This is a genomic window from Noviherbaspirillum sp. ST9 (assembly GCF_048799745.1).
Lineage (GTDB): Bacteria > Pseudomonadota > Gammaproteobacteria > Burkholderiales > Burkholderiaceae_D > Noviherbaspirillum.
On the sequence record NZ_JBLWFR010000007.1, the window covers coordinates 290,787 to 304,601 of the forward strand.

At 63.5% G+C, this 13,815-nt stretch carries 9 protein-coding genes; 3 read left to right on the top strand and 6 right to left on the bottom strand.

What is annotated here, in order from left to right:
- Positions 1 to 387: 387 nt before the first annotated feature.
- From ACNOHI_RS18020 to adeC, 3 genes are read left to right on the top strand one after another with little or no spacing between them, the layout of a single operon-like run.
- Positions 388 to 1,587 carry an efflux RND transporter periplasmic adaptor subunit gene (locus ACNOHI_RS18020; RefSeq protein ID WP_420476061.1) on the top strand — a complete coding sequence of 400 codons (1,200 nt, stop codon included), beginning with the start codon at positions 388 to 390 and terminating at the stop codon, positions 1,585 to 1,587.
- A gap of 12 nt (positions 1,588 to 1,599) precedes the next feature.
- Positions 1,600 to 4,749, top strand: coding sequence for an efflux RND transporter permease subunit (locus tag ACNOHI_RS18025; protein WP_420476062.1), 3,150 nt, complete (start codon positions 1,600 to 1,602; stop codon positions 4,747 to 4,749).
- Complete coding sequence (adeC, locus tag ACNOHI_RS18030; protein WP_420476063.1) at positions 4,746 to 6,143, top strand: AdeC/AdeK/OprM family multidrug efflux complex outer membrane factor; 1,398 nt, start codon at positions 4,746 to 4,748, stop codon at positions 6,141 to 6,143. The genes ACNOHI_RS18025 and adeC overlap by 4 nt, the downstream gene beginning before the upstream one ends.
- Before the next feature lie 3 nt (positions 6,144 to 6,146).
- On the opposite strand, the gene waaA is transcribed toward adeC, so the two are convergent.
- The 6 genes from waaA to ACNOHI_RS18060 all read right to left on the bottom strand — a co-directional run bounded on the left by waaA (position 6,147) and on the right by ACNOHI_RS18060 (position 13,811).
- Positions 6,147 to 7,406, bottom strand: coding sequence for a lipid IV(A) 3-deoxy-D-manno-octulosonic acid transferase (gene waaA, locus ACNOHI_RS18035; RefSeq protein ID WP_420476181.1), 1,260 nt, complete (start codon positions 7,404 to 7,406; stop codon positions 6,147 to 6,149).
- Positions 7,406 to 8,398: a lipopolysaccharide heptosyltransferase I gene (gene waaC, locus ACNOHI_RS18040; protein WP_420476064.1), complete on the bottom strand. Its 993-nt coding sequence runs from the start codon at positions 8,396 to 8,398 to the stop codon at positions 7,406 to 7,408. The genes waaA and waaC overlap by 1 nt, the downstream gene beginning before the upstream one ends.
- A gap of 18 nt (positions 8,399 to 8,416) precedes the next feature.
- Entirely contained in the window at positions 8,417 to 9,793 is a 1,377-nt protein-coding gene (locus ACNOHI_RS18045) for a phosphomannomutase/phosphoglucomutase (RefSeq protein ID WP_420476065.1), read from the bottom strand.
- Between the two features lie 76 nt (positions 9,794 to 9,869).
- A complete protein-coding gene (locus ACNOHI_RS18050; RefSeq protein ID WP_420476066.1) occupies positions 9,870 to 10,967 on the bottom strand; it encodes an MraY family glycosyltransferase in 1,098 nt (365 codons plus the stop codon).
- Positions 10,968 to 11,126: 159 nt separating this feature from the next.
- Entirely contained in the window at positions 11,127 to 12,608 is a 1,482-nt protein-coding gene (locus ACNOHI_RS18055) for an oligosaccharide flippase family protein (RefSeq protein ID WP_420476067.1), read from the bottom strand.
- Positions 12,609 to 12,632: 24 nt separating this feature from the next.
- Complete coding sequence (locus tag ACNOHI_RS18060; protein ID WP_420476068.1) at positions 12,633 to 13,811, bottom strand: glycosyltransferase family 4 protein; 1,179 nt, start codon at positions 13,809 to 13,811, stop codon at positions 12,633 to 12,635.
- Positions 13,812 to 13,815 lie beyond the last annotated feature (4 nt).

The following is a 13,815-nucleotide window of genomic DNA, read 5'->3' on the forward strand; positions in this document are numbered from 1 at the left end:
TTGGGCATGGTACTTACCCTGGCTCCGCGGGCCTTTTGTCGAGGCCCTGTAATAATGGAAGCAACCCATCGAGGAGTTGCCCTCATCCCCGGCGTATGTCCCCCCGGCCAGAAGATGATTTAGATCAATATTCTAACTCGTCCGTCTGCTCTGAAGGACAACTAAAAGGCGTATTGACAACGCTTGTATACACCACGCCGGAAAGCGATGACACTTTGCTCACATCTCGTACCCGGGAGGGCAGAGATTCCGTGATGCCTATAAAATAAGATGACCGTCTTGCAATCCGGAACCACGCCAGCGCGGACATCTGCTTCCGGCATTGCGCCCCCGTTTCAAGAATCCGGCTCCTCCAGCGGGTTTCCATTTTTTCATTGCGAGAAAGACATGACCTTTGTTCGTCGATATGCGCCAGTGGCGGCGCTTGTGACCATGCTGCTCGGCGTTGCCAGTTGCGGAGAGAAGAACGCCGCAGCGCAAGCGCCGGCCCCCGGCATGCCGCCGCCCGAAGTGTCTGTCGTTACTGTCGCAACAGAACGCATCGTCATGACAACCGAACTCCCCGGCCGCATTGAGGCGACCCGCGTGGCGCAGGTGCGCGCGCGTGTCCCGGGCATTGTGCAGAAGCGGGTGTTCCAGGAAGGCAGCGAAGTCAAGGCAGGCGACATCCTGTTCCGCATCGACCCTGCCCCATTCCAGGCCACCTTCAGCAGTACGCAGGCGGCGGTCGCGAAAGCAGAGGCCAACCTGGCGCAAGCCAACCTGAAGGCACAGCGCTACAAACCCCTGGTCGAGACCAATGCGATCAGCAAGCAGGAATATGACGACGCACTGACCGCGCAGAAACAGGCGACCGCCGAACTTGCCGCCGCCAAGGCCGCGCAGGAGACAGCGCGCCTGAACCTTGGTTATGCGACCGTCACCGCCCCGATCTCCGGCCGCATCGGCCGTGCGCAGGTTACAGAGGGCGCGCTCGTCGGCCAGGGCGAAGCGACGCCGCTGGCAACGATCCAGCAACTCGATCCGGTCTTCGTGAACCTGACGCAGTCAAGCGCGGAGCTGCTGCAATTGCGTCGTGCACTGGCCAGCGGCCGTCTCAAGAGCGTCGGCAAGGACAAGGCCAAAGTCATGCTGGTGACGGAGGATGGCCGCAGCTATCCGCACGAAGGCAAGCTGCTCTTCTCCGACGTAGCCGTCGACGAGAGCACCGGTGCCGTGACCCTGCGTGCCGAGTTCCCGAATCCCGAACGCATGCTGCTGCCCGGTCTTTATGTGCGCGCGCGGCTGGAACAGGCGGTCAGCGAAAACGCGATCGTCGTCCCGCAACAGGCAGTACAGCGCGACGCCAGCGGCGCATCGGTGCTGCTGGTCGGCACGGACGGCAAGGTGGCATTGCAGCCGGTCAAGGCCGAGAGCGCACATGGCGACAAGTGGGTCATCAGCGAAGGACTCAAGGCCGGCGACAAGGTGATCGCCGAAGGATTCCAGAAGGCCAAGCCCGGCGCAGTCGTCAAGCCGGTGCCCTGGAAGGCCGCCGCCCCCGCCACAGCCGCAGCGCCCGCGCAGCCGGAACAAAAATCCAAGTAAGGACGCTCCCACATGGCCAAGTTCTTCATCGATCGCCCGGTCTTCGCCTGGGTCATCGCGCTCTTCATCCTGCTGGCCGGCACGCTGTCCGTCTTGCGGCTGCCGGTCGCCCAGTATCCGACCATCGCGCCGCCGTCGATCCAGATCAATGCGACCTATCCCGGCGCAACCGCCCAGACGCTGGATGAAAGCATCATCAGCCTGATCGAACAGGAGATGAACGGCGCGGAAGGCCTGCAGTACATGGAGTCGCAAAGCCAGGCGAACGGCTCCGCACAGGTCACCGTGACCTTCCTGCCCGGCACCAACGCCGACCTCGCCGCCGTGGACGTGCAGAACCGCCTGAAACGCGTCGAGCCGCGCCTGCCGCAGGCGGTGACGCAACAGGGTGTGCAGGTGACCAAGGCACGCAGCAACTTCCTGCTCTTCACGACCCTGTCGTCGACCGACGGCCGGCTCGATCCGGTGGCGCTGGGCGACTATCTGTCGCGCAATGTGCTCAATGAGCTAAAGCGCGTGCCGGGCGTCGGCCAGGCGCAGCTGTTCGGTACCGAGCGCGCGATGCGCGTGTGGATCGATCCGGCGAAACTGGTCGGCCTCAAGCTCACGCCGGCCGACGTCACCGCTGCCATCCGCGCACAGAATGCGCAGGTCGCTTCGGGCACGCTCGGCGACCTGCCCAATGCCAACACGCAGCAAATCACTGCGCCGATCGTCGTGACGGGGCAGCTGTCCACGCCCGAGGAATTCGGCAACATCGTGCTGCGCGCAACGCCCGGCGGCGCGACGGTGCGGCTGCGCGACGTGGCACGCATCGAGATTGGCGGCCAGGTGTATGCCACCTCTGCCCGCCTGAACGGCAAGCCGACGGCCGCCGTCGGCGTCCAGCTTTCCCCGACCGCCAATGCACTCGCAACAGCCAAGGCAGTGCGCCAGCGCATGGACGAGCTGTCGAAGTATTTCCCTGCAGGCGTGAAATACGACATCCCCTACGACACCTCGCGCTTCATCCAGATTTCCATCGAGGAAGTGGTGAAGACGCTGCTCGAAGCCATCCTGCTGGTGTTCCTGGTCATGTATCTGTTCCTGCAGAACATCCGCTACACCCTGATCCCGACCATCGTGGTGCCTGTCGCGTTGATGGGCACGTTCGCGACCATGCTGCTGTTCGGCTTCTCGATCAATGTGCTGACCATGTTCGGCATGGTGCTGGCCATCGGCATTCTCGTGGACGATGCGATCGTGGTGGTGGAAAACGTCGAGCGCATCATGAGCGAGGAAGGCTTGTCGCCGCGTGAGGCGACGCGCAAGGCAATGGGACAGATCACCGGCGCCATCATCGGCATCACGCTGGTGCTGATCGCGGTGTTCATCCCGATGGCCTTGTTTGGCGGCGCGGTCGGCGCGATCTACCGCCAGTTCTCGCTGTCCATGGTGTCGTCGATGGTGTTCTCGGCGCTGATGGCGCTGTCGCTGACGCCGGCACTGTGCGCGACCCTGCTCAAGCCGGTGGAAGCCGGCCACCATCATGCGAAGACGGGTTTCTTCGGCGCGTTCAACCGCATCTTCCACAGCACTGCGACCGGCTACCAGGGCTGGGTGGGAAGGATGCTCACGCGCGCCGGCCGCTGGCTGCTGGTGTACGGACTGATCGTCGCCTGCGTCGCCCTGCTCTATGTACGCATGCCGTCCGCCTTCCTGCCGCAAGAAGACCAGGGCTACCTGATCACCAACATCCAGCTGCCGCCGGGCGCCAGCACCAACCGCACGCTGCAGGTGATCGAGCAGATCGAAAACTTCTACCTGCAGCAGCCGAGCGTGGCACGCGTGGTGGCCGTGGCCGGCTTCAGCTTCTCCGGCAGCGGCCAGAACGCAGCACTGGTCTTCACGCCGCTGAAGGACTGGAGCGAGCGCGGCCCGGACCAGTCGGCCACCGCAATCGCGGGCCGGGCCTTCGGCGCCTTCTCGCAGATCAAGGATGCGATCGTGTTCCCGCTGAGCCCGCCGCCGATTCCGGAACTGGGCAACGCAACCGGTTTCACCATGCGCCTGCAGGACCGCGGCGGTGTCGGGCATGACGCATTGCTGGCGGCGCGCAACCAGTTGCTCGGCATGGCCGGCAAGAGCCAGGTGGTCCAGGGCGTGCGTCCGGACGGACTGGAACCGACGCCGCAGCTGCAGCTCTCGATTGATCGCGACAAGGCAAATGCCCTCGGCGTGACCTTCGCCGACATCAACACGACGCTGTCCACCGCACTGGGCTCGGCTTACGTAAACGACTTCCCGAACCAGGGACGGCAGCAGCGCGTCGTCGTGCAGGCCGACATCCCGCAGCGCATGCAGCCGGACGACCTGATGAAGCTGTATGTGCGCAATACCAAGGGCGACATGGTGCCCTTCTCCGCCTTCATGAGTTCGAAGTGGATCGTCGGACCGGTACAGCTGTTCCGCTACAACGGCTATCCATCGATGCGCATTTCCGGCAACGCAGCCCAAGGCCGAAGCACCGGCGAGGCCATGGAAGAAATGGAAAAACTGGTTGCCCAGCTGCCGCAGGGCATCGGCATGGAATGGACCGGCCAGTCGCTGGAGGAAAAGACCTCCGGCGCGCAGGCCCCCGCCCTGTTTGCGCTCTCCTTGCTGGCGGTATTCCTCGTGCTTGCCGCGCTCTACGAGAGTACGACGATCCCGATCGCGGTACTGCTGGTGGTGCCGCTGGGCGTGCTCGGCGCGCTGCTTGGCGCGACAATGCGCGGCATGCCGAACGACGTGTACTTCAAGGTCGGCCTGATCGCCATCATCGGCCTGTCGGCCAAGAACGCGATCCTGATCGTGGAATTCGCGAAGGACCTGCAGGCGCAGGGCAAGGGCCTCGTCGAGGCCACTCTGGAAGCGGTGCATTTGCGCTTCCGCCCGATCATCATGACCTCGCTCGCCTTCATCCTCGGCGTGCTGCCGCTGGTCATCGCTTCCGGTGCGGGGTCCGCAAGCCAGCGCGCGATCGGTACCGGCGTGATGGGCGGCATGATCACCGCTACCGTCCTTGCCGTGTTCCTGGTGCCGGTGTTCTTCGTCGTCATCCGCAACATCTTCAAGGGCAGCGAACGGCAGCAAAAATTCTACAGAGAGCACCTCCAACAGCAAGAGGGAAACAAGGCATGACCAGGAAACGCGTACTCTCCCTGATGAGCGCCGGCCTCCTGTCGGCCTGCTCGCTCGCCCCGACCTACGAGCGCCCGGAAGCGCCGGTGTCAGCGGCATACCCGACGGCGACGGAAGCCGGCAATGCAAGCGCTACCGGCTGGCGCGACTTCTTCCCGGACCAGCGCCTGCAGAGCCTGATCGAAGCGGCACTGGCCAACAACCGCGACCTGCGCATCGCCGCCCTGCGGATCGAGGAAGCGCGCGCGCTGTACAACGTGCAGTCCGCCGACCTGCTGCCGAACTTCAATGTCACGGCCTCCGGCTCCCGCGTTCGCACACCGGGCAGCGTGTCGCCGACGGGTGTGACGTCGGTCAACAGTACCTATCAGATCGGTCTCGGCCTGTCCGCTTTCGAACTGGATTTCTTCGGCCGCGTGCGCAGCCTGAATGATGCCGCGCTGGCGCAATACCTTGCCACCGAAGAGGCAAGCCGCGCGGCGCGGATCTCCCTGGTCGCGGAAGTCGCCAAGGCCTATCTCGCCGAGCGCGCATTCGATGAACAGGTCGACCTTGCCCGCCAGACCTACGAGAGCCGCGAGTCCGCGTACAAGCTCGCGAAGCAGCGCTTCGACGTCGGCGCATCGTCCGCCCTCGACCTGCGCCAGAACGAAACACTGGTGCAGTCCGCGCGCGCCTCCCTGGCCACGTTGACGCGCCAGCGCGCGCAGGCATCGAATGCACTCGCGCTGCTCGTCGGCAAACCTCTCACAGACTTGCCGGCGGCGCACACACTGTCGGAGCAGAACATCGTCACCGAAATCCCCGCCGGCCTGCCCTCCGACCTGCTCGAGCTGCGGCCCGACATCCATGCGGCGGAACAACGCCTGCGCGCGGCGAACGCCAATATCGGCGCCGCACGCGCCGCATTCTTCCCGCGCATCTCGCTGACTGCGGCGACAGGCACGGCGAGCGGCGACCTGTCGGGATTGTTCGAATCGGGATCACGCAGCTGGTCCTTCGTGCCGCAACTGGCGTTGCCCCTCTTCGACGCAGGGCGCAACAGCGCCAGCCTCAGCCTGGCGGAAGTGCGCAAGAATGTGGCAGTGGCGGAATACGAGCGATCCATCCAGAGCGCCTTCCGCGAGGTTGCCGATGCGCTGGCGGGCCGCGCATCACTCGACGAGCAGATCGATGCGCAGCGTGCCGTGCTGGAAGCGCAGGCGGAGCGCCTGAAGCTCGCCGACCTGCGTTACCGGAATGGCGTGGCAAGCTCGCTTGACGTACTGGACGCGCAACGCGAATTGTTTTCCGCGCAGCAGGCGCTGGTGCAGGCGCGCCTGCTGCGCCTGACGAATGCGGTGGACTTGTACCGTGCGCTGGGCGGGGGCTTGGTTGAGGCGTCGACCAAGTAAAGGTTAGCGGATCAGTGGCTTGAGCAAGGCCATGGTCCGCACCGTAGCGCCGCGATGCTGGCGCGCGAATCCTGCCGCCTGCTCGCCCATGCGTTTGCGTTCATCCTCGTGTGTCAGCAGGCGCGAGGCCGCATGAACCATCTCGGCTGCGGTTTCCACGCGCAAGGCTGCGCCGGCAGCAATTGCCTCTTCACTCACCACGCTGAAATTGAAGGTGTGCGGTCCGATCAGCACAGGCTTTCCGACCGCGCAGGCCTCGATCAGGTTTTGGCCGCCCAGGGGCAACAGGCTGCCGCCGATAAATGCAAGATCGCATGCCGTGTAGTAGGCGAACATTTCGCCCATCGAGTCGCCCAGCACCACACGTACATCATCCGGCAATACCGCATTGAGCATGGACCGACGGTGCAATGACAGCCCGCGTGCGGCCACCTTCGCTGCCACTTCGTCAAAGCGTTGCGGATGCCGCGGAACAATGACAACCAGCGCTCGATCGAGCCCGCTGCCGTTCAACGCGTCGAGGATCAGGTCTTCTTCCCCTTCCCGCGTGCTCGCACAAAGCAGGACCGGGCGGCTTCCCATCATCGCGCGCAACGCGGCTCCCGTGGAAAGCGCCTGTTCCGGCGGCGCCACATCGAACTTGATGCTTCCCGTCACGCTGACGTTCGGCGCACCGAAGCGGCGCAGGCGTTCCGCATCCGCTTCCGTCTGCGCAGCGACGCAGGAGAAACCCTCGGCCGCCTCCGACATCAGGGCCGAGAGGCGTTGTGCCTTGGCCAGGGAACGTTCGGAAAGACGGGCATTGACGAGTGCAACCGGCACTTGATGCTTCACGCATTGCGCGATCAGGTTCGGCCACACTTCCGTCTCCATGAGGATGCAGATGCGCGGCTTGAAGTGCCTCAGGAAACGGCCGACCATGAAGCCCGTGTCATAGGGCAGGTAGCACTGCACGAGCCTGTCGCCGTGCTTCTGGAACAGGGACTTTCCGGTCGCCCTCCCCGTTGGCGTCATGTGGGTCAGCAGGATGGCGTGGTCCGGGTATTCGCACAGCAAGGCGTCGACCAACGGCTCCGCGGCACGTGTTTCCCCGACGGATACCGCGTGTAGCCAAAGAACCTTTCTGCCTGGTTTGTTTGAGTAGAAACCGAAACGCTCCGCCATGTGTTGGCGATATCCCGGTTCCATGCGGCCGCGCCACCAGAGGCGACCGAGCACCAGCGGCAAGGCCAGCCACCATGCGAACGAATAGAGAAGTCGGATCATGCGTTCGCCGGTCCGAGCAATTGCCGGATGGCGCCGGCGACATCCTCAACCGACGGAGGAGTACCAAGGTCACCGAGGTTGATGATGTTCGGCGACCAGTTGCCTTCCGTCTTCCAGCGGGGGGAGTCGCAGTACAACTCGATGGTCGGCCGGTTGTAGGCGGCGGCAATGTGCGTGAGCCCGGTATCGACGCCAACGGCCAATGCCGCGCGCTGTGCCAGGAGGACGGCCTCCATCATGGGTAGCCTTGGCAGAACGCGCGCATTCGGCATTTGCGCCGCAAGCGCTTCGGCAGCCTGTTTCTCGGCGTCGCTGCCCCAGGGCAGCAGCACGGCCAGCCCACGCTCCGCCAAGACGCGTGCGAGGGCAACCCAACGTTCGGAAGCCCATTGCTTCGAGGGCCGGGCCGTTGCATGAAAGAATGCCGCATACGGTTCCGCCGGCACCCAGGCGGGAAGCTGTGGCATGTCCGGCGCGCGCAGGCTGAAATCGGCAGGATGGTCGATGGCATAGCCGAGGGCGGCAGCGGCGACGAGGCGTCCGCGAAGCACCGCATGTGTGTGACGGCCGACGGGCACGCTCATGGTATGGAAGATGCGCGATGCGCCTTCGTACCCCGACCCCTCGGTGCCGTTGGCGAGTCCGACGCGCTTGCCCCCAGGTGCAAGCCGCGCCATGCGCATCACGACGCCGGTCTTGAGCAAGCCCTGGGTATCGAACACGACATCATATTCCTCGGCGCGCAGGCGCTGGCGAAAGGTCCGCATTTCCGCGCGCGTCGACGCGGACAGCAGGCTCTTGCGCCAGCGGCGCAGTGCGTAAGGAATGATGTGGCGCACGCCGGCGTTCAGGCGCACCAGGTTCACATACGCTTCCTCGACGACCCAGTCGATCTGTGCGCCCGGGTGGGCGCGCAGGATGTCGGCAACCATCGGCATGTTATGCACGACGTCGCCGAGCGAGGACACGCGTACGATCAGGATTTTCACTGGCAGACCAATCCCTGGTCAGAACGGCAGCGCCGCGTCCGGCTTCGCCGACAGGATGGCGCTGCGGAACTCGTCCTGGATGCGCTTGAGCGCCTCGGCCGATTCACCCTCGAAGCGCATCACGACCACCGGCGTCGTGTTGGACGAACGCGCCAGGCCGAAACCGTCCGCATACTCCACACGCAAACCGTCGATCGTCACGATCTGCTCCGCATCCGGGAACGTCGCTTCCTGCTGCAGCTTGCCGATCAGCTGCACGTTCTCGCCTTCTTCCAGGTGCAGGTGCAGTTCCGGCGTGCTCGATGCCTGCGGCAGCGCATTCAGTTCCGCCGACGGGTCATCCATGCGCGTGAGCAGTTCCAGCAGGCGCGCCCCGGCATACAGTCCGTCGTCGAAGCCGTACCAGCGGTCCTTGAAGAACACATGCCCGCTCATCTCGCCGCCCAGCGGCGCCCCGGTTTCACGCAGCTTGGCCTTCACCAGCGAATGCCCGGTCTTCCACATCAGCGGCACGCCACCATGCTTCTTCACCCACGGCCCGATATGGCGCGTGCATTTGACGTCGTACAGGATTTCCTTGCCCGGATGGCGCGTCAGCACATCCTTGGCAAACAGCATCAGCTGGCGGTCCGGATAGATGATCTGGCCATCCTTGGTCACCACGCCCAGGCGGTCGCCGTCGCCGTCGAAGGCCAGGCCGATTTCGGCGTCGGTTTCCTTCAGGCAGCGGATCAGGTCCTGCAGGTTTTCCGGATGCGCCGGATCGGGATGGTGGTTGGGGAAATTACCGTCGACTTCGCAGAACAGTTCGATCACCTCGCAACCCATGGCGCGGTACAGCTCGGGCGCAAACGCGCCGGCCACGCCATTGCCGCAATCGACCGCGATCTTCATCTTGCGGCTGGTCTTCACGTCGCCTGCGATGCGCTCGATGTAGGCCTGCCTGATGTCATGCGTGCTGTAGCTGCCGTTGCCGGTGGCAAAGTCGCCGCGCACGATGGTCTGGTACAGGCCCTGGATGGCGTCGCCGTAAATCGCTTCGCTGGCCAGCACCATCTTGAAGCCGTTGTAGTCAGGCGGGTTGTGGCTGCCGGTGACCATGATGCCGGAGGTCGCTTCCAGTACCTGGGTGGCGAAATACACCATCGGCGTGGCGACCACGCCGAGGTCGATCACATTGATGCCGGCGCGCTGCAGGCCGGAGGCGAGCGCCGCGGACAGTTCCGGGCCGGACAGGCGGCCGTCGCGGCCGATGACGACGGTTTGCTCGCCCTTGGCGCGGGCGGCTGTGCCGAAGGCCTGGCCGATCTGGCGCGCCACACCGGCGTCGAGGGTCTTGCCGACGATGCCGCGAATGTCATAGGCCTTGAAGATGCTTTGCGAAATGGAGGACATGATCGATCAGGAAATAAGAATGAAAAACGTGACTGAATACGGCGCGGCGTCGACATCCGTGTCGGGCGCGCCGGACCTATTTGATTCTCTTGCCGAAAAACATCCAGCGCGGCGACCGGAAGCGCACGATGCGCGCATACAGCCACACATAACTGATGATGAACAACAGGCTCAGTATCATGAGCACCCAAGTATGGCGCCAGAATACGGTTGCCGGAACGACGGCCATCAGCGACAGCAGCCACAGGTAAGGCGACGTCAAGGCATTGCGCAGGTTCAACGCGCGTGCATCGCGTCCACCGACCGCCCACAATACCACCCTGCGGAAAATCAGGCTGTGCAGGTGGATGCCATCCGGCGTGCCGGGCGATTGTCCACGCAGGAACAGGCGGCGATAGGCTGAAAACAGCGTTTCGAATGCGGGATAGATCAGCAGCAGCACCGCATACCAGGTCGACACCTGGGGATTGCGCATCACCAGCAGTACGGACAATTCAGCGAGCATGAAGCCGAGGAAATAGGCCCCGCCGTCACCCAGGAAGATCAGCCCGACCGGATAGTTCCATACGAGGAAACCTGCTGCGGCACCGGCGACGATCAGCGCCGCCACGAGGACGAAGGTGTCATTCACCTGCAGCGCGACGTAGGCCAGCGACATCAGCATACTGATCGACACCACGGTCGCAAGGCCGTTGAAGCCGTCGATGATGTTGATGGCATTGGCGATGCCGGCGACGGCCAGCACGGTCAATGGCAGTGCGATCCACACCCAGCTGATGGTCCATTGGGAAAAGACCCAGTCGATTCGCTCGATCCTGGCATCGATCAGGAAATAGCCCATGGCCGCCGCCACCATGGTCAGCAGCAGTCGCCGCGCCGGACTGACACGCTTGGTGAAGTCCTCGACCATGCCGCCGAAAAAAGCAACCGCTGAACACAAGAGCAGCAAGAGGACCCCTTGTCCGATGGGCGGCGTACGCCACATTGCAATGGCGGCGCTCAGGATGACGGCAATGAAAATGCTCAGGCCGCCAATGCGCGGCACGGCGCGCGCATGCACCTTCTGCACGCCATCGAGGTCGTTGTCGAGCGCGGCGCGGTGCCGGATCGCGTGCCTGATGACGAACAGGGTCAGTAATGCGGAGGCGATGAAACTGATCAGAAAAGACGACATGACGTGTTGTAACGGGACGCTGCCGGCCGTTCCCGCCTGTGGCGAACCCGGACCGCGCAGGAGGCCGGGAAACGCCGGCAAAAAGAATGTGACAGTCTAAATTATTGACAGATGTTAATCACGCAATTACATGCAATTTTACGAATTTAGGACAAAGAATTACATTTTCGGCAATGCTTTGCGCCTTTCGCGGATCCGGAAGGCTTCGCGCCGGTCATCCGGAGACAGGAATCCGAACCACGAGATCGTGCCGCCGCCAACGACGGCCATTGCACAAAGCACCGCGCGCCATGGCCAACCTATTTCCGGACCGGAGAAAAAGCCTGCAAATGCAATAAAGGTGACACCCGTTAAAACCGGAACCATGACCGGCCGGGCACTGTCCGGCCCGACAAGATGCAGCAATACCAGGCAATCAACGACCACGCGTACAACCCACAGCGATGCCGCACCGACGATGCCCCACTCCACTACTGCGATATACAGGCAGAGGCCGTAAAGTGGCAGTTCCACGAGCTGCATCTTGGCAGTCAGGTGCGCCCGGCCCACGGCTTGCAGCCAAGCCTGAGGCAAGTGCGATATCGCGTACACGAAAATCCCGAGCGCAACGATCTCCACAACGCGATAGGCATTCGCCGCGAAGGCGGCATTCAGCCAGATGCGCAGGCCATCGTACGCTCCGGCGGCCGCAAGCGCGCACAGCGGAAGCATGATCGCGGAGATCAGCCGCACGCCGCGCTGGTAGAGGGCGGCAAGCGGAACGGCGGTGCGCGCATCAAGGTTCCCGGCAAACTTGGGGAACAGCACGCCCGCCAGCGCCGCGGGAATGACCATGGTCCGCAGCAGCACTTCCTGCGAAGTCACATACCAGGCAACCGAAGTGGGCGCCACCAATGCCGCGAGCACGAAACGGTCGGAATACAGCATCAGCGGCCCGATCACATTGGAAATCGTGATCCATCCGCCCTCCTGGAAGAACAGCCCCTGCGCGGCAAGCTTGGGCCGGATCGGCCCCAGCAGGATCCCGCGTTCGGCCTGGAGACAGGCCCACGCGTGAGCTGCCAATGCGAGCACGCGTCCCACGACAATCCCGATGATCATTCCGTCGAGCGTCGGCATCGTGAGTGAAGCCACCGCAGGCGCCGCATAGGTCCACGCTCCAAAAACGGTGCGCATGATGTTGACGCGCGCGAACCGATGCACGCCTTCGAGCGCGCCGCGCAACCAGTTGGTCGCGAGCGTGACAGGAATGCTGAATGAAATCCATGGCCAGCTGGCAGCCAGCTCCCGTCCGAGCACCCCTTCCGGGAGAAAAGCGGAGAACACGCCACGCGCGGCAAGAAGAAGCATCGCCATGACCATGAGCGCAGGGACGGCGCGCCACCAGAAGAAACCGCGCAGGTCCATCAACTCGGTGTCAAGCTGCCCCTGTTCGGCCGCCTGCGCAACGCGACGGGTGACCACCCTGCTTAGGCCGAAATCGAGGAAGCTGAAGTAGCCGACGAGTGCCCAGACGACGCCCAGCGCCCCCAACCGCTCCACGCCGGCAAAATGGGCGACCACCGGCACCGATACCAGCGCCACCGCCATCGGCAGTGTGTGCCCAAGCAGGTTGAAAATGAAAAAGCGCAGGGTGTGCATGTCGCGGCGCCGGCGCGTCCGATCCTACTCGTTCAGATGCCCGAGCCGCGCTGCCACATCGCGCCCTCCGAGCACCTTCCGGTAGAAATCCACGGAGATTGCCGTCATGTTTTCCCATGTGAACGCGCGGCTTTGCGCATGGCCCGCCGCCACTAGACGGCAGCGCGCCTCCGGGTCATCGAGCAGCATGCGCATGGCCTCGACGATCTGCTCCGAATTGTTGGGATCCACCTGCACCGCGCCGCTGCCTGCGACCTCGGGCATGGAGGAGATGTTGCTCGTGATGGTCGGCACGCCCGCCGCCATTCCCTCTAGAACCGGCAGCCCGAAGCCTTCGTAGAACGACACGTAGGCGAACAGCAGCGCCGACTTGAGCAAGGCATGTTTCTCGACCTCGTTCACGTAGCCGGCGAGGACGATGCGGTCGCGTACTTCCGATGCATTGATGTACTGCAGCAAGGAGTCATAGTCCCAGCCGAGCTTGCCCGCAATCACAAGCTTGAGATCGGGATGGGCGGGGGCGCAGCGTTCGAAGGCCTTTACCAGGCCCAGGATGTTCTTGCGCGGTTCGATCGTCCCGACATACAGGATGAAGCGGTCGATGCCGAAGCGACGGCGCAGTTCGCCGACGATGTTTTCATCGGCCGGTGCCTGCAGCCTCGCCAGATCTGTCCCGAGCGGAATCACGCAGCGCTCCGCCTCGCAGCCGGGGAAGAACCGCATGAAATCGTTCATCGTCGATTCCGAGATGAACAGCAGCCCTTCCACCTTGGGAAGGCGGCGGATGAAGAACTGGAAAAACACACGCTTGGCCGGGACATGCAGTTCGGGAAACAGGAAGAATGACATGTCGCACACGGTCACGATGCGCTTGAAACGTCCGAAGGACAAAAGCGGGAAACTGTAGTGCAGCGAGTGCGTGGCATCGATCCCCTTTGCCAGCGCCAGCGCGGGAATGATCACTTGTTCGAGCAAGACCCGGAACAGGAAGCGGCGGAACAGCGATGCTTTCAGCACGATCGCGCTTGCGTTCGGGATTGCCCGGACGTCGCGCAGAAGCTCGACGTCATCGTCCAGCACAAGGAAATGCAGGCGCATCTGTCCGGCCTGCGCCTGCAGGCGACGGACGTAGTTCACCGCATAAATGCCGACGCCGGTCCGCTCAAGCGGAAGCTGGGTCAAATCGATCAGAATACTTTTCATGGAC